This is a genomic window from Marinococcus halotolerans DSM 16375 (genome assembly GCF_000420725.1).
Lineage (GTDB): Bacteria > Bacillota > Bacilli > Bacillales > Marinococcaceae > Marinococcus > Marinococcus halotolerans.
Genome location: NZ_ATVM01000026.1, coordinates 24,929 through 40,810, shown reverse-complemented (window position 1 = coordinate 40,810; position 15,882 = coordinate 24,929). Strand labels below are relative to the sequence as shown.

The window sequence follows — 15,882 nt, the reverse complement described above, 5'->3', positions numbered from 1 at the left end:
AATCGCCAGCGACAGCTCCCCAAATTCGGTTTTCAGCGTGCGCTCGTACGTGCCGTTGCGGGAATTGCCGGAACCAATGCCGGCCGCATCGTACTTCTCGTAATCCAAAAAAGACGTTAATTCGGTTTGAAGCAGCTGATTGACGGCGTGTTCCAAATGAGATCGGAAGATCTCGTTGACATCCTGATGTTGGACTAGAGCGTGAGCAATATCTGTAGTAAAATTATTCATAGGGAAGTCCTCTTTTCTGTGAATGTGGTCGGCTAACTTCATTCTACTAGAAAAGGACTTCCTTTTTTCGTGTTCGCTCGTTTACACAAAATATTTTACGCTCTCGAAACGAACTGCCTGATAAAAATAATAAAGTATCGTTATAAAAAGTTCATTGTTATTGATAATAAACAGAGATGTTTCTTACACTAATATAAGAAACATCTCTGTTTTGTTATATCTTTGAAACTGTAAAGAGTCTTTAATACATCTGAGTATCAAAACCAGCTCTTACACGGACTATGCTTTATCCTGAGCGGTTTCATATGTCTCCATACGTTGAGGTTCCTGATGATCATTATTAAGCGTAAGGAACGAGAAGAGGACGAAAACAGTGACTACCGATCCAAGAATGTAGAAGGTCGTTTCATAGCTCGTTAAATCATAGACATAGCCCACGAGTCCTGAAAATAGAATGACACCTAATTCGCTGGAGACTTTAAAGCCGACCAGATAGACGGTGGCGGAAAGTCGTACATCGAAATTGGCAGTAATATACTTAAACACAGCGATCAGCAACAACGGAAGTTCGACGGCATGAAGCATCTTCATGAACGAAATCCCAACACCACTGGTAACGGTGGCCGATCCGAGAATGCGAAAGGCCATAATACTTCCGGCTAGAACAAGGGACCGTTTGATCCCTACTTTGTTGACAATAAATGGAGCTAAAAAGAGAAACATGGCTTCGACAAAGACCTGGGCCGAATTCAAAAATCCGTAAATGGTGTTTCCCTGGTCTTGATTAGCAAACAGCTCCACAAAGTACACTGGAAACAGCTGCTGATCATATACGGTATAAATACAAACGGTTCCAAACAAATAAATTAATAAGAACCAAAAGACTTTATTGGTGAATAAGAATCGAAGATCTTTCTTTGAAATATTCGTGGTTTGTTTTTGTTCCTTGGTCGAAATGTCGACTTTAAAGAAAAGATTCAATGCTAAAAATAACACTCCAGCCGCCGAAGCCAGCCAAAAATTGATGTGAGGATTGATGCTCATCAGGGCTCCGGCTCCGAGCGCAGCGACCGCATAGCCTAATGACCCCCACATACGGGATTTTCCGAACTCAAAATCGTATTTCCGGCTCAACTTTTCGGTGTACGATTCTAAAAATCCGGCCCCTGCCACAAACCCAGCGCCTAGATAAATAGCCCCTAATACAGCTCCCAGGTAAAACGATGATAATAGTAATGGTTCATAGACATAGATGACAAAGGGGGCGATGCCGACCAATAATATACTCTGGAACCATACCAGGTTTTTCTTGGTTCCCAGTTTATCCTGAAGCAGCCCATAGCCGATCATAAACAGGAGGGCAAAAAACGAATTAAACGAATAAATATTGCCAACCTGAGCACCGGATAGGCCCAATGAATTGTTGAGCCATATTGCATAAAAGGACCACCAGATCGACCAAGTCACGAAAAATAGAAACAAATACCCTGATGAAAACCAATACTTGCTGTTTTGGAACGTATTCATGCGTAGCACACTCCTTTAGATGAGATGGAAAGAAGAATAGATCCTTTTGCCTTAACGTAACGATACTTGCTGTTAGTTTACCGGCGTGTGCTGATCGTTCCATATGGATACACGGTCAGTAATATTTACGTTGTCTAACACAAGTGGTTGGTCTTTGGAGAAGACTTCCAGACGAGAAAGTGCGCCCTTCGGAAAGAGTAAGGTCGTCGAAACACTGAGCCCGTCATTGATAAACAATTCGATGGATGCGTGATCGAGCAGGCAATGAACTTTTTCGACCTTCCATTGGTGCAGAGAACCGGTGTGCTCACCTGGGAAGTGAGGGGAAAAGTCGGTCATGCCCTCTGTCCGGTGCACGGTGTAGGTATGCTTAGATTCATCAAATTCCACGGTGAATTTCTCCTCCTGGTCACTAATGAAATGCATGCCCCAACCGGTACTGGAAGTCTTCGCTCCCACCGTCAATTGAATGTCCGAGAGCGGACTTATATCGAAAGCGGCAATGTCGTTGGTTGGCACCAGCCTCTGGCTCCCGGCCATGGGGTTCTGTGCTTCCCATAAATCGGTAGGTAAAATAGGCGTCTGTTTTAATACGTATGTGTCGTTCCCCTGTTGAAGCGAGAGCCGACGGACCGTGCTCATCGAACTGCGCCAAGGAGAGACAGGAACTTTCCCCGCGTACTGCCAGTTGTTCATCCATCCGATCCAGTACCTGGATGCGGTGTTTTCCCATGAAACAGCAGCGTAAAAATCAGTACCTTCATCTGCCCATTTGATGGCTTCCGTTGGCGTTTCATTAGCGTGAAATTGACACCCATCAAAATCCCCGGTGAAATATTGAACGGCAGAGCCGCCGTTAGGCCCCCCATCGTTAATACTCACGATAAGGACCCATTGTTGCGTGGCAGTCGATTCCACAGTTAAAGGAAAAAGGTCCGGGCATTCCCATACCCCCACATGAGAGCCATACTCTTGCCCAAAGGAAGATTGGTACGTCCAATCAATGAGATTGGGAGAATGATAGAATTGAATGTGGTCGCCACATGCTAAGGCCATAATCCACTTTTGGGTCTTTTCATGCCAAAACACTTTAGGGTCCCGAAAGTCCTTAATGGTTTGATTCTCAATCACAGGGTTATGGTTGTATTTTTGCCATGTACGTCCGTGGTCCTCGCTATATGCGATGCTTTGCTGTTGAGTAGCTCCATCCTGCGTATAGATGGCTACCATTCCTCCAGCTTCTTGTTGAAACAACCCGCTGCTGTTGGTTTTATCGACGACAGCACCCCCGGAAAAAATAGTGCCAAGTTCGTCCGGCTCCAACGCGACAGGGAGTTCTTTCCAGTGAGTGAGCTCCTGGCTAACTGCGTGCCCCCAATGCATATGGGCGTGGTCGTTCCCATACGGATTGTATTGATAAAATAAATGATATTCTCCCTCGAAATAGACTAAACCGTTAGGATCATTCATCCAATTTTCTTTTGGGGAATAATGCAGTTGCTGGCGGAACGGTTCTTGATAATACATACCATAAACACCCTTTCTTGGTTAATTTCTTTTTTGAAAACGATAACAATTAATGATTATTAGCATCATCTACTATTTTTTACTATATGTCAACCGGTTGACATAAAAAGCAAAAAAACAGTGAAGTCATTCAAAGACATTCACTGGTAGAAGGTTTACGTAGTATGTCCTTTTTTCATCTGGATAGGAAGCACGTTTTCTTTTTCTGGCTGGCTTTCATGCTTCATTTGTTTTTCCAGTACAGTAAGGGAAGTTTCGGCGATGGCAGCAATCGGTTGAACAATCGTAGTCAACTCTGGATAAATGGTTTGAATGAGGTCTGTGCCGTCATACCCCACGACCTTTAAATCGTTAGGAATACTGTAGCCAAGGCTGGTTGCATATTGGATGACTTTAATAGCGAGTAAATCATCACTCGCAAAAATACCATCAACGTCCGGGTGGTCTTGAAATATTCTTTTAATAGTCTCCATATTGATATTCAAATAGGCCACGTCTGGTATTTCGTAGGTCATGGGGTCCTTATGATTTTCGCGCATCACGTCTTCATAAGCTTGCCGTCTTAAATTGGCAGGGGTGTCCAGGGTTAAAGGTCCATTAATATGTATCGGTTTCTGGCACCCTTGGGATAATAATTCCTGCGTGGCCGCCTCTCCTCCCTGATAATTGTCCGAGCTGACGACATGCATATGGCTAGAGATATAGTGGTCAATGGCTACAGACGGAGCAGCGTGATTTTTAGGGACTAACCCCCGGTTATAGGTGACGACAATAACACCATCGACTTGGTTTCGCTGAAGCATATCCCAATATTCCTGCTCTTTATCAGCCTCGTGCAGGCTATTACAGAGCAGCACTTTGTACCCCTTGGTATTGCAGGCATGTTCAATTTCAGCCACGAGTTCCCCATAAAACGGGTTACTGGTCGAGGGAACAATAACGCCTATCAAATTCGTTTTTTGATTGTATAGAGAGCGTGCGAGATCGTTCGGGATATAATTAATCGTTTCCATAGCATCATATACTTTATCTTTGGTCGCTTGGCTAATGTATCCCCGGTTGTTGAGCACGCGAGATACCGTTGTCGGGGAAACTCCGGCTGCTTTGGCCACGTCTTGGATTTTAGGTTTCATTATTTTACTCCTCATTCACAATATAATTTCACAGATTTAAATTATATATCAAATTATTTCACGTTCTCATATCGTTTAGCTAATCGGTAAGAGGTGTTGTTCGATAGCTCTCATCGCCGCATGGCATCTACGGCCTTAATCTCCCCCGCTTTCTATTCCCTATAGGCTTCTTTAAACGCTTCTTTGATTGGTGTTTTCGATCGACCAAATTTCGTGCCTTGCCCCTGGGCCGCATCGATCCCTTCCCGTTTCCGGGTCCGAATCGATACAGCGAATGAATGTACAGCAAGGCCCCTTTCCGCAAGATGCGTTTCAGCAGCTGATAATGAGCCCATTGAAAGTTTTTACCACTAGCCCAATCAACAAAGATATCCCGTTTGATAACCCCCGCTTCTCTCATGGAAGCCAATTGCCGGCTCTCATTTTGATCTTTGCTGCTGAGACGTATGTGTTTATAATTTCGGTACTTCGTATATGCTTACCCCTTTTATTAAAAAAATGAAAAAGGAAATGAAGGGAATAACGGTAAAAATCAACTCATAATCTGTCTGTCAATCATGGCACATACCAAAACCGTTTTCTAGATGTTTTGATATGAAAAAGCCATGGTTTTGCCATGGTTCACACATGTATCAAAAGGTGTAAAAAGATGAAGAAGAGGAGACCAAATAGCGACAATAGACTACTTTACTAGTTGAAATTTGCTATTTATAGTATTCCTTTTAAAATTACGTCAGTATATTAGTATTAGAAAGGTTGATGAAAATAAAAATGAAAAATCTACAATTTAAAAAATGATGAAGAAAATTATTAGGTAAAAAGCTTTGGCCAATAAAAAATCTACTGAACAGGTGAAACTCTTTTCATCATAGACTGGGAAGTAACTATCTATAAATGATGGAAAGGTTAGCATAGTTTGAATATCTATATTATGTTTTAAATATATTGTTATATAAACTGAAACATTTATGTAATTTTTAAATATAAATCAAGAGTTTATTATTCCAGGTTGAGACTCCACTTCCGATAAGGGCCGTTATGTAGAGAAACACAAAAATTGTGTTTCTCTTTTTCGTTACAGGATAGACGTTAGCACGAATGTAATAAAAGGGGAAAAAATAGCGATAAAAACGCCACTGAGAGCGATAAGGTTTTTACGCGCCCATTGTCTCTGACGTTGCTGTTCTTGTTTCCAATACGTCATTTCCTGGCGAAGCAGCTGAATCTCTTTTTCATATTCTTCTTCAATGCGCTGCCGTTCTTGTTCTAGATGATCGACACGATACTGAATAGAAGAACATTGCTGTTTTACCGTTCGTAGTTCGTCGAATATTTTATTGATATGCACATGCGCGAAAGTATTTGGCTGTTCGTTAGGCATTATACCGCTCCTCACTTATTCAAGTGATTCCTGTTGAAGCACGCGCAGTTGCTTTTTTCCTTTTGAACCAATGTACTGATTTTTATAGCCAGCGTACAAAAGAATGGCGACAAAAAGAATATCTGCTAACGAGCTCCAGACTTCATTCCCCAAAGATACGGAAAAAAAGGTTTCCAGTAGTTGTTGAATGGCGAAAAAGAGAACGGTAATACACGTAGCAATGCTTCGTAGTTCTTCATAGCGCGGGTGTGATTTTACGGATTGTACTAGTTTCGGTGCAATCAAACGTTTCATGACTCATTCACCTCGCTGTGTGTGTTCGACATTCGGGATATTTCATGATCCATCAATACTTGCCGTACTTTCGCTTGGTCGTACCCATGAAGGCGAACCAACCCCTCTTGATCATCCTGAATGATGGTGAATGGGAAACTGGACCCCAACTGTTTTTGAAACTCCTCATAGTACCTAGGTTCAGAAACATCCTTGGTCTGAAAATCTAGGCCTTGGTCGTGCATCCAGTAGATCTGTTCAAAACAGGTAAAACAGGCAGGGTGAATAAAAACGACAATGGGTGGCTGAATCATCGTTTTCCTCCTTTCTTTTTCTTGGGTATCTTTAGAAAGGCAAAAAAATGAGAGGAAATACAACCTTGTTCTGAAAAAATTTGGGTGTTATAGTTCTTTTATGCGAACGCTTGTTCTTATTTTTTGGAGGGGATATGATGAAACAGGGACCACACTCGACAAAGCAATCCTCGTATGACCGTCTATGGCGATCATTTTTAACCAATGACACGTATCAACGGTTGTTCGACCAATATCACCAATGTCCGACTCACCAGCATTACTATCAGTTAGAGCACGCGTTTCACCGTTTTGTTCAGGAGCAACGGGTCGTGGCTTATTTGGCGAAAACGATTCATTATACCGCCGTTCAATTTGATCAAAAGGAGCGACGGTTTCTGGATCGCAACCAGCGATGGTTGGACCGAGACATGGATGAGGGATACACGCAGCGAGAATATTCCTTGGCGATAAATAGTGGCCAGGAGGAGGGGCCCCGTGTTCAACGCCAGTTCGTGGATGAAGCATGGGAACAGTTAACCGAGAAACAGCAGCAAGTGCTGGACTTTTCATTTGTCGATGGGTATACGGATGAGGAGATTGGCCGGATGCTGGGGCAGTCCCAACAATCCGTTTCTCGGTTGAAGCAGCGGGCTCTTCAACGGATGCGGGCCATGTATCAAAACAAATCTTAGGAGGCAACAAGGGAGGGAACTCGTGGATAAACAACAAACGCTGGTCGAACTAATTGAAGAGGTGCACCGTCATCCAAACGGAGCCGATGAACACGCATTACTGGCCATTCTGGAACGAATGGATCCCAAGATTCAACAAGCCTTATACCAAACCTCCCCAAGTCGACGAAAAGACCTGGAGCAGGAATTGCGCATCAAGGTGATGACCTGTGTACGCGAGTACCAGTGGAAAGAGGTTCCTTCGATCGAAACCTTTATCAACGATTACCTTTAGTTATAAACAAAGGGGGTTGTTAAATCGCTCCGATACCCTCCTTTTATAAATAGAGGCTGGATAACAGGAAAGAAGAAGGAGCACCTACCGGCTACTACAAATAAACAGGAGGGATCGTATGGATCCGTTAGTGCAACAAGTACAGGAATGGGTAAACGCCGAGTATACAGGGAGGACTGGCTACGGAGACCCCGTAGCAGAAGATGGGATCACGGGGTGGAGCACCGCATACGCCTTAACACGCGCCCTTCAGATCGAACTGGGCATTACGAACACGTCAAATAATTTTGGGTCCGGCACTAAGGCAGCTTATGAATCCTGGGGGATCCTGGAAGCCCGCTATGAACCGACCAGCCAGCAGGGCATCAATATCGTGAAAATCCTGCAGGGCGGCATGTACTGTACAGGATATAATCCCGGAGGTTTTACGGGCACCTTTGCGGATGGTACCGCCGGTGCCGTGATGCAGCTGCAAGCCGATGCGAATCTTCCGATTCAGGATGGCCGGGTCTACCCGTATATTTTTGAAGCCTTTTTAACGATGGATGCATATGTGTTAACGCCAGGAGGCGACCCGCGTATTCGAGATATGCAGCGATCGTTAAACAACGAGTATTATACGACCGCCGGCGTTCAGCCGTGCGACGGGCATTACCAGCGAAACACAAACAAGGCGTTGATTTATGGTATTCAAACCGAGGAAGGCATTGATCCGTCCATTCAAACGGGCACCATCGGTCCGATGACACGGGATCGTCTGCCGACCCTGGGTGTGGGCAGTCCAGAGCGAGGATTTATTCGGCTGCTGCAGTATGCCCTGTACGTGAATAATTTTGATCCAGGGGTGTTTGATGGATTATACGGAGCCGGCGTCCGCGATACCGTCCGCGAATTTCAATCATTCAGCCAGCTGACGGTGGACGGCATTACAGGGACACGAACATGGCTGTCTCTGTTGCAGAGCAAGGGCGATCCGACACGCCGGGGCGCCGCCTGCGATACCATTACTGAAGTGACGAGGGAACGCGCCCAGGTATTGATTAGCGAAGGCTATGACACGGTGGGACGCTATTTAACCAACGTATCGGGAGGATTGAACAAAAAAATCCAGCCGGGCGAACTGGAGACCATGTTCAGCCTGGGCTTGAACGTGTATCCGATCTATCAAACGCTTGGACGAGATGCTTCCTATTTTCATTACGATCAGGGATTTGAGGATGCGAAAAAAGCATACGATGCGGCCCGGTCCTATGGTTTTCCGGAAGAAACGATTATTTACTTTGCGGTTGATTTTGACGCGCTTGGCTACCAAATCGACAACAACATCATTCCGCATTTCCAAGGCATTAATGCGCGCATGAGGCAGCTGAATCAGTTTTATAAGATTGGCATCTATGGTCCGAGAAGTGTCGGCATTCAGGCCAGCGAGGCAGGTGTTGCCATGTCCAGCTTTGTTAGCAGCATGTCAACCGGCTTTAGTGGAAACCTTGGGTACCCGCTTCCAGACAACTGGGCGTTTGATCAAATTTCCACGATCACTGTAGGTTCGGGAGCAGGAGCTATTGCGATTGATAACAATATTAAATCTGGTCGTGATGAAGGAGCATCTTCCATCAACACGGACTTGATAGATAATGAGCCGAAAGTTTACGATCCATTTTCATTGTTCTCAGACATAACTGAAGGTGAATTTGACGAAGAACTAAGTAAGCCTAATCCGAGTTTCAGCTATCCAATAAAACTGGGGGCTATTGAAGGTAGTTTGAGTGGCACTTTGATTTTAGATGATGAACCAAGCTGGTCCATTGATTTAAAAGATGGTGTTAGTATTAGTGGCAAAGAAAGCATCCAGCAATATTTTGATCAGCTTTTAAATCGAATGATAGAAGAAGGAGTTAGCCGAAATGGAGAGAACATTGACAATATCAATGAACTAAGATTGGAATTTGATGATTTGTTAGGAAATAAAAACATCAGTTTGCTCGAAGAAATTCGATTTGAAATAGGTGATCTTAATTGGAGTTGGTCCGCTCCTTTTCTTTCAGTGAGTGCTTTTACAGCTGAAGTGCTTCATGACATTCCTCATACAGAGGCACAACTTATGGAGACATTAACGATCGATGGGCTCAATGAAGTAGACATTGATTTTACTACTCTTAAAGTAGGTCTAGTCTTTGTTTTAACTATTCTTGCTATTGCTTTGTTAGCTATTTATGGACCTGCTATACTGGCGGCTTCTCCTGTAGTATACGCTTTAGTGTTTTTGGTTGGTCGTTAAAGCATAGTTGAAAACAATCTTGAATTTTTGGATTCTTTGTTTCATGATATTCATGGAGCAAAGAATCATTATTTTGTTATAAAGGATTTTACATAGAGAAAAGGGGATATATCTTATGCAGTGTGCATTTGGAGGCACCATCACCGAAGAAGAATACAAAACATTTCATTTGCATCATATGAAAACAAGAATACGTGTGACCATTGGTTTAAGTGCCGTCATTGGCTTTGTCCTCGTCCTCGTATTAATTAATCCTTCTGCTCTTCGTTTGATCGTTTACACAGCGATGTTTACGGCTTTGGAAGCTTTAACATTAATTATTTTATTTTCAATGCAAGCCAAACAAGAATATCGGAGTCATGCCTCGTTAAAATATGAACAACGATTTTCAGCTGACGAGCATGGCCTGCATGTGAAGCAGCAAGAAACGGGGGAAGTTGTGCTTCCGTGGGCAGACGTCTATCAACAAAAAGAACGAGAAGATATGTTTTTGATTTACCCATCAAAAAACATGGCGTTTGTTATTCCCAAACGGTTTTTTGCTTCTACGGAAGACGTTTCGACGTTTCAGAATATCTTATATAAACATGTATAAAACAGTTTGGAAAAACTTAAAATGTCAAAAGCAAGATCAGCCGTAACTTAAACGTGGCTGGTCTTGCTTTTGATATAAGGATGGTTGGGACTTACTTCATCATAAAGCTGCTCATAATCGCGATTATGTAAATAAAAAATAATAGTGCTTCTAGAATTTGATATTAGTTCCTTATGCGTTGCAAAAGAATAATGAAATGTTAAACGCATTCGAAGTGATGGGAAACCTAAGCGGAACAGCGTGTCGAATAACAATCGTCTGTGAGAGGAAGAACATTAGCTCCCAACATGTCTTTATCATCGGTATCGATTTGCTTTATGGCCAGCCGAATAAGCTGGTCTTTTTTTGATGATATACCATTTTTCATCCCATTGTGCCTATCAATGTTCGTCTTCCGTATCATCATTCTCTAAAACATAGGGGACACCCTTTATTTAATGTTTAGCAATTGGTGGTCCTATATGGCATTTTTCTTTTAAGCAGACAGCGACTATATAGCTCGACATGTTCAAATTGATTTCAAAAGATAGAGAAAATTCCAAAGTAAAAAATCTAATATAATCTAATGAGGATCGATTATAGACCAATAAATACGATTTGATCAGATTAAAACGATATTTTTCCAACATCATTAATAATATTCGCACATAGTTTGATTTTCATTGTTTTTGGGCATATAGAAGACAGTGCTTCATCGGTGATTACGAGACAGCGAGGCATAAGGGGGGAGACAATGAACGGCCTGACACGCATCATCGGTTTGTTATTCGCTTTCGTGACGATCGTGTTTACGACCGGGGCGCTGTTGTACGTATTTGAGCTAGGCGCCAGCACTGCGATGATTGATGGTTGGCTAGGAGATACGGTTGGCTTTTGGATTATTATTGGGATGGCTATTTTCATTGGAATCATATCGATTGGCATCTTGATCACGTCGCTGACGCGATCATCGCCATCAAGCGACGGATTCCATATTGAAACGAGTGATGGGACGATTGAAATTACCCGTGCATCCATTCGCTCCATGGTCCATCAAACCTTAAAAGAGTACCGGGACCTTCGGGCTCCGGAAGTAATTATTCAAATTCCCCGCAAACAGGATGCAATCAATATTCGAACGTCCTTTCATCTGTTTCGGGAAACGGAAGCCCAGACGTTAACCAAAGAGATCCAGCAGCGGGTCAAAGACCGGGTCGAAGCCTGGCTGGAAGTTCCGGTGCGGGACGTCCGGGTGACGGTCCATGAACCCAAAGTCGATAAGAAAAAAGCCCGCGTGGTGTAAGGAGGGAACCCCATGAACGAAGAAACATGGCAACGGCTGCGTCCTTATCGGGGACGAATCATCAGCCTGCTGATGGCCATTGTGTTCAGCATCTTGTATCTCACGGTGGGTTTCGGTCATGCCCTGGTGGTGCTTCTGTTCTTATTGATCGGGGTGCTGATCGGAAAAATCATCGATGGCGACCTGAGGCTTGATCAGCTGCTGGCCTTTTTCTTTCAACGCTAAGCAGCCCATTACCATTATCATGTATTTTCGAGGAGGAATCACGAATCATGGAAAATCAACCACAAGCCAATACGCCAAATGAGCGTAACCAGGAGAGCAAATTAACGTTTGAAGATCATGTGATCAAAAAAATTGCAGCAATTTCCGCCAAAGATGTAGACGGGATTCTAGAAATGAGCGGTGGTTTTTTTGAAGAAGTGTCTGACCGTATTGGAAGTTCGGATAACATCACGAAAGGCGTCAATGCAGACGTGGGAGAGCGGCAGGCAGCCATTGATGTTTCCTGCGTGGTCGAGTATGGCAAAAGTATTCCGAATGTGTACCAGCAGCTCAAGCAGTCGGTGAAACGAGCGGTTTCGGAAATGACAGGACTGGAAGTCACCGAAGTCAACATGCATGTGGAAGATGTTCTAACTAAAGAAGAGTATAAAGAAAAAAAGACCAGTCGTCGGGATCAACAAAGTGATCGCGTCGAATAGGGTATCAAGGGAGTGCTAGGGGATGGAGGAAGTAAGTATTGATTTTCTCCGATCGCGGCACCCATAGTCTTCAAAGCATCAAGATATCAGTAGTTCTCACAAGGTCGTTAGATGCAGATACAAGAAAGGCATAGCTGTGTTGTCGCTTGATATCACCACCGGCGGGATCTATTCTCTGCGGGTGGTTTTTTGTATACCAAGCGATCATTTGTACTGAAAGCATTGAAACACGCTGAAAGGTTTGCCGGAAAATATACAAGCGTTCTAAATTTACTGATTTTAATTATGCAAATCATGATAAGAAAAAACTTAATAATACAGATAAAAACCTAAAAATAGAGCATCTATAGTTTAATATGCTGATAACATTCCAATAAGTTTGAAATCATTACTTTTTCGTTGAATATCGCTTGATTTCGTATAAGAAATGAATAAAATATAAATAATTATACAATTTCACGAAAAATGTTGAGCATATAATCATAATAACGAGTATAAACATATATAAATGATTAAATGCTATTTGAATCTTTTTGAAATCAAATAATAAAGATAATTGAAGAAATATGAAGAAATTTGGAGATTGGAATTTTTTAGCGCTTGTTAGCCCTTGTACAAAGCACGACAAAAGCAGGAAGGGAGAGAATCGACATGGTCGAATCGTCATGCACTTGATACGATAATTATCCGTCACTTTTTTCGTGTGGTGCCGTTACCAGCGCCTTGAAAAAACGTGATAATACACCCGAAGGAGTTTGACTGGAATAATGGAGCAGAAGTATCAGGAACGCTTGGATCGTCAACTGATTGCATGGCAAGCACATGGAGCGTTGACGATAGATACGGCATCCCTGTCCCGTGCTGTTGATCATATTTTTATGGCCAATATGGAGCATGCAGCCCAAGAATTAGAAGGATTTCGAAAGACCATGGAGGATCCTTCCGGTAGTCTTGCGTGTGTAGGCTATCAGCTTTTGTTTGAACAATATCATCAACGTTTTATTGAAAAATATGGCTTTTCATGGGACGTGTGGATGTCTGTTGAAGCGATGCGTGCCTGTTTAAAGGAACCGGATTATCAGATGGACGAATGGTTTGTCCTGCGCCGTTTTCAGGAACATATTCAGGCACGCCCCGGAGCTACAACGGCAGCTGCTCACCTGCAAGTCGTGGACGACTACATTCAGCATCATTTGGAACAAAAATTGTCATTGTTTCAGTTAGCGCATGTAGCCGGGATTTCGGAAGGCCATTTGTCGCGAATCATGCATCAAGAGTGGAAGATTGGCGTTCGTGGTTATATTCAGCAGCAGCGGCTCCGACAAGCCAAACAATGGTTGGAAGAGACTGATGAGCCCATCACAACCATTGCTCGTCGCCTACATTTTCCGAACAGCAGTTATTTGGCCCGGCAATTTAAAAAGAAGTATGGTTGGACACCGAATCAATACCGTCAGTATCACCGATTCAACCATTAAGGAGAGAAAGTCATGACCGAATCCACCCACCCGTTTATGGTAGTGATCCTGGATCCCGACGGACGGGAAGTGAACGCCTTTACGGAAGAGGTTCAAGAGGCAAATGATCACACCCCAGCTTCTGTCTCGTTTTCGACCTATGAACAGGCTCAAGCTTTTTATGACCAATGCAAATTAAAGTTTCCTGATTGTTCCATCAAAATTTTACCTCAGACCATATAACAGTGGTAGTGATGCCAAACAGGAAAAAAGAAGCATAGATTAATCAAAGAAAGGTGGTGAGAAACATGACTTCACATGATTCGGCTGTTTTGCAGGGGCTTGTTCGCCATTTGCCATATCTACAAGAGGAAAAGAATCATGCTAAACGCGTGCTTCATAGTATGGAATATTATATATGGTGCGACTGGCGAGAGAGGTGGAGCAGGTACGAGGATCCATATAAATATGCGTCGATGCAACAGGCCGTTCTCGAGGTGAGCGAGCGTCAATGGTTGATCGTGCCAGCTGTACAAGAAATGGTATGTTACACAGAACGGTGTGTACGGAGAGCAAGAAGAGCAAAATAAAAACGAGCAGGACATGAACAAGCGATAACGATAGGAAAGCACCAGCTAACATCGAGGAGGTTATAAAATGGAAACGAATCAAGTAGTAGTATTTATTAGTGGAATAGCGACGGGCGTGGTAATGGGAAGCATTGCAGCATCACTGCTAGCCCCGAAAAATGGCAAGGAAACGAGAAATGAGATTGTCGTCAAAAGCCAAGATTGGCAACAAAAAGCTAAAGACACCAAGGAAGATGTTACGACCCGCACAGAAGCATGGGCTACGTCCATGAAAGACCGAAAAGATCGTGTATCATCTACTGTCAAGGAACAAGCCAAAACGGTGAGCGATCGTGCCAAACAGGCGGTGGAGAGCACCAGCCGGGAATGGAAAGACGTAAAAGAAGAATCACTACTGGCGGCGAGCAACACTCGAGAAGGCATTCAAGAAGAAAAGGAACGATTGAAACAAGATATTGATCAAGAAATTCAGGAAGCCAAGCAGAAGCCCTCTTCTCCGACGTCAACGTCAGATCCGTCCCAAGATTAATCGGTCGACACATCTGATTGGGAAGAGAAGTCCGGATATGGACCACGATATATGATTCAGCAGACGAAATGACCACCAGGACTGGCCGTGGTAATTCCTAGCCTTGCGTTTTGCCAATGAGGATCGTGTCGGGGTTCATGTATAGGGCAATGAATCCGACACCTTTTCCCTTTTTTCTGGTTCAAAATCCTGGAATAACAATGAATCAAAGGAGAGCTAAACATTATGCCTTTATTTGTAGTCAATTTCGAAAAACATTCGTCCGCAGACGACCGATTATCATTGACGGAAGCTATCGAACAAACGTTTCCGAGCCATCTCCGGCTGACGAATAACTGCTATATGGTGGAAGCGGAACCAGGGGATCATCCACAGGATGTATTGGAAGCCTTACAAGGTTCGCCTAACGAGAATGTTGCTGGCCATCGATTAGTGGCTCTTCGGCTAGATGATGCTCCACCATTATATACCACCCTGGCATTTACCAATGCATATGTGTCTACCGCCGAAGGGAAGAATTTCATTCATCAACGAAAACAACGTTAACAGGCGTTTGATGCTTGAACACGCTGAAGGCACAATCGTAGAAAAAATAGCTGATTTTATGCCCCCTAACTATTCGAACCACTAAGAGGAGAACAGAAAGAAGATCGCCATGATAGGGGTTGGCTCGTGGCAAACAAGAATAGCAAAAGAATGACAACAAAATTCAAGCGGAAAGGAGAGGGAGTATGGAGCAAGAACAGCACCTGTTACAACATATCTATCCACCACTCATCCTGGAGTTTGTCGCCTATGTGGATAGGCATTTGACATCGGCGTTGTCCGTGGAACAGATCGCTCAGGCCTTACATGTATCAAGCGATCGCTTAAGTGCCGAGGTGAATCATCATCTTCAACGGACCATACCGACCTACATTATGCGACGGCGTGTTGAAGAGGCGGCTGCAATGCTGGCACAAACAGAAGAATCTATTCGAGGAATTGCCGAACACTTTCAATTTACTCGTCAGCATTATTTTTCCACCGTGTTTCGTCAGCGGTTTCAATGCTCGCCGAGCGCATATCGGCAACGGTATTGGGAAGCCCAGCATGAAGAGGATAGCTAATACA

19 protein-coding genes are annotated in these 15,882 nt (G+C 43.6%); 12 read left to right on the top strand and 7 right to left on the bottom strand.

All coding sequences use genetic code 11. The annotated features are described in order from the left end of the window. From G548_RS0114795 to G548_RS0114760, 7 genes are all read right to left on the bottom strand, one after another. Positions 1-231 (bottom strand): transposase (locus tag G548_RS0114795; RefSeq protein WP_022794932.1); only part of this gene is annotated, 231 nt, incomplete at its 3' end. A gap of 279 nt (positions 232-510) precedes the next feature. Further along, on the bottom strand, positions 511-1,758 hold the full coding sequence (locus tag G548_RS0114790; RefSeq protein WP_022794931.1) for an oligosaccharide MFS transporter: 1,248 nt from the start codon (positions 1,756-1,758) through the stop codon (positions 511-513). 72 nt (positions 1,759-1,830) lie between these two features. Beyond that, the gene (locus tag G548_RS19505; protein WP_022794930.1) at positions 1,831-3,285 is read right to left on the bottom strand and encodes a glycoside hydrolase family 32 protein; all 1,455 of its coding nucleotides are present in this window, start codon (positions 3,283-3,285) and stop codon (positions 1,831-1,833) included. Between the two features lie 155 nt (positions 3,286-3,440). Next, positions 3,441-4,418: a LacI family DNA-binding transcriptional regulator gene (locus G548_RS0114780; protein WP_022794929.1), complete on the bottom strand. Its 978-nt coding sequence runs from the start codon at positions 4,416-4,418 to the stop codon at positions 3,441-3,443. Between the two features lie 1,075 nt (positions 4,419-5,493). Then, positions 5,494-5,799, bottom strand: coding sequence for a hypothetical protein (locus G548_RS0114770; protein WP_022794927.1), 306 nt, complete (start codon positions 5,797-5,799; stop codon positions 5,494-5,496). 15 nt (positions 5,800-5,814) lie between these two features. Next, positions 5,815-6,093, bottom strand: coding sequence for a phage holin (locus G548_RS0114765; RefSeq protein WP_022794926.1), 279 nt, complete (start codon positions 6,091-6,093; stop codon positions 5,815-5,817). Further along, complete coding sequence (locus G548_RS0114760) at positions 6,090-6,386, bottom strand: thioredoxin domain-containing protein (RefSeq protein ID WP_022794925.1); 297 nt, start codon at positions 6,384-6,386, stop codon at positions 6,090-6,092. Before G548_RS0114760 ends, G548_RS0114765 begins: the two co-directional genes overlap by 4 nt. 137 nt (positions 6,387-6,523) lie before the next feature. On the opposite strand from G548_RS0114760, the gene G548_RS0114755 reads away from it, so the two are divergent. The 12 genes from G548_RS0114755 to G548_RS0114695 all read left to right on the top strand — a co-directional run bounded on the left by G548_RS0114755 (position 6,524) and on the right by G548_RS0114695 (position 15,878). Continuing rightward, a complete protein-coding gene (locus tag G548_RS0114755; protein ID WP_022794924.1) occupies positions 6,524-7,060 on the top strand; it encodes a sigma-70 family RNA polymerase sigma factor in 537 nt (178 codons plus the stop codon). A gap of 22 nt (positions 7,061-7,082) precedes the next feature. Then, on the top strand, positions 7,083-7,334 hold the full coding sequence (locus tag G548_RS18405; RefSeq protein WP_022794923.1) for a helix-turn-helix domain-containing protein: 252 nt from the start codon (positions 7,083-7,085) through the stop codon (positions 7,332-7,334). A 118-nt stretch (positions 7,335-7,452) separates the two neighbouring features. Further along, entirely contained in the window at positions 7,453-9,612 is a 2,160-nt protein-coding gene (locus tag G548_RS18400) for a glycoside hydrolase domain-containing protein (protein ID WP_022794922.1), read from the top strand. A gap of 115 nt (positions 9,613-9,727) precedes the next feature. Beyond that, positions 9,728-10,207 (top strand): YcxB family protein, encoded by a 480-nt coding sequence (locus G548_RS0114740; protein WP_022794921.1) that lies wholly within the window; start codon positions 9,728-9,730, stop codon positions 10,205-10,207. A 733-nt stretch (positions 10,208-10,940) separates the two neighbouring features. After that, positions 10,941-11,489, top strand: a complete 549-nt coding sequence (gene amaP, locus G548_RS0114735; protein WP_022794920.1) for an alkaline shock response membrane anchor protein AmaP — start codon at positions 10,941-10,943, stop codon at positions 11,487-11,489. 12 nt (positions 11,490-11,501) lie between these two features. Further along, positions 11,502-11,714: a DUF2273 domain-containing protein gene (locus G548_RS0114730; protein WP_022794919.1), complete on the top strand. Its 213-nt coding sequence runs from the start codon at positions 11,502-11,504 to the stop codon at positions 11,712-11,714. Between the two features lie 47 nt (positions 11,715-11,761). After that, positions 11,762-12,193 (top strand): Asp23/Gls24 family envelope stress response protein, encoded by a 432-nt coding sequence (locus G548_RS0114725; protein ID WP_022794918.1) that lies wholly within the window; start codon positions 11,762-11,764, stop codon positions 12,191-12,193. A 767-nt stretch (positions 12,194-12,960) separates the two neighbouring features. Further along, positions 12,961-13,671: a helix-turn-helix transcriptional regulator gene (locus G548_RS18880; RefSeq protein WP_022794917.1), complete on the top strand. Its 711-nt coding sequence runs from the start codon at positions 12,961-12,963 to the stop codon at positions 13,669-13,671. Between the two features lie 12 nt (positions 13,672-13,683). Then, positions 13,684-13,893 (top strand): hypothetical protein, encoded by a 210-nt coding sequence (locus G548_RS0114715; RefSeq protein WP_022794916.1) that lies wholly within the window; start codon positions 13,684-13,686, stop codon positions 13,891-13,893. A gap of 414 nt (positions 13,894-14,307) precedes the next feature. Next, positions 14,308-14,769 carry a YtxH domain-containing protein gene (locus tag G548_RS0114705; RefSeq protein WP_022794914.1) on the top strand — a complete coding sequence of 154 codons (462 nt, stop codon included), beginning with the start codon at positions 14,308-14,310 and terminating at the stop codon, positions 14,767-14,769. Positions 14,770-14,994: 225 nt separating this feature from the next. After that, positions 14,995-15,315 (top strand): hypothetical protein, encoded by a 321-nt coding sequence (locus tag G548_RS0114700; RefSeq protein WP_022794913.1) that lies wholly within the window; start codon positions 14,995-14,997, stop codon positions 15,313-15,315. Positions 15,316-15,500: 185 nt separating this feature from the next. After that, entirely contained in the window at positions 15,501-15,878 is a 378-nt protein-coding gene (locus tag G548_RS0114695; RefSeq protein ID WP_022794912.1) for a helix-turn-helix transcriptional regulator, read from the top strand. Positions 15,879-15,882 lie beyond the last annotated feature (4 nt).

Coding starts and splice junctions, on each gene's coding strand:
- G548_RS0114790 (WP_022794931.1), bottom strand. CDS start 1,758: ATGAATACGTTCCAAAACAGCAAGTATTGGTTTTCATCAGGGTATTTG.
- G548_RS19505 (WP_022794930.1), bottom strand. CDS start 3,285: ATGTATTATCAAGAACCGTTCCGCCAGCAACTGCATTATTCCCCAAAA.
- G548_RS0114780 (WP_022794929.1), bottom strand. CDS start 4,418: ATGAAACCTAAAATCCAAGACGTGGCCAAAGCAGCCGGAGTTTCCCCG.
- G548_RS0114770 (WP_022794927.1), bottom strand. CDS start 5,799: ATGCCTAACGAACAGCCAAATACTTTCGCGCATGTGCATATCAATAAA.
- G548_RS0114765 (WP_022794926.1), bottom strand. CDS start 6,093: ATGAAACGTTTGATTGCACCGAAACTAGTACAATCCGTAAAATCACAC.
- G548_RS0114760 (WP_022794925.1), bottom strand. CDS start 6,386: ATGATTCAGCCACCCATTGTCGTTTTTATTCACCCTGCCTGTTTTACC.
- G548_RS0114755 (WP_022794924.1), top strand. CDS start 6,524: ATGAAACAGGGACCACACTCGACAAAGCAATCCTCGTATGACCGTCTA.
- G548_RS18400 (WP_022794922.1), top strand. CDS start 7,453: ATGGATCCGTTAGTGCAACAAGTACAGGAATGGGTAAACGCCGAGTAT.
- G548_RS0114740 (WP_022794921.1), top strand. CDS start 9,728: ATGCAGTGTGCATTTGGAGGCACCATCACCGAAGAAGAATACAAAACA.
- amaP (WP_022794920.1), top strand. CDS start 10,941: ATGAACGGCCTGACACGCATCATCGGTTTGTTATTCGCTTTCGTGACG.
- G548_RS0114730 (WP_022794919.1), top strand. CDS start 11,502: ATGAACGAAGAAACATGGCAACGGCTGCGTCCTTATCGGGGACGAATC.
- G548_RS0114725 (WP_022794918.1), top strand. CDS start 11,762: ATGGAAAATCAACCACAAGCCAATACGCCAAATGAGCGTAACCAGGAG.
- G548_RS18880 (WP_022794917.1), top strand. CDS start 12,961: ATGGAGCAGAAGTATCAGGAACGCTTGGATCGTCAACTGATTGCATGG.
- G548_RS0114715 (WP_022794916.1), top strand. CDS start 13,684: ATGACCGAATCCACCCACCCGTTTATGGTAGTGATCCTGGATCCCGAC.
- G548_RS0114705 (WP_022794914.1), top strand. CDS start 14,308: ATGGAAACGAATCAAGTAGTAGTATTTATTAGTGGAATAGCGACGGGC.
- G548_RS0114700 (WP_022794913.1), top strand. CDS start 14,995: ATGCCTTTATTTGTAGTCAATTTCGAAAAACATTCGTCCGCAGACGAC.
- G548_RS0114695 (WP_022794912.1), top strand. CDS start 15,501: ATGGAGCAAGAACAGCACCTGTTACAACATATCTATCCACCACTCATC.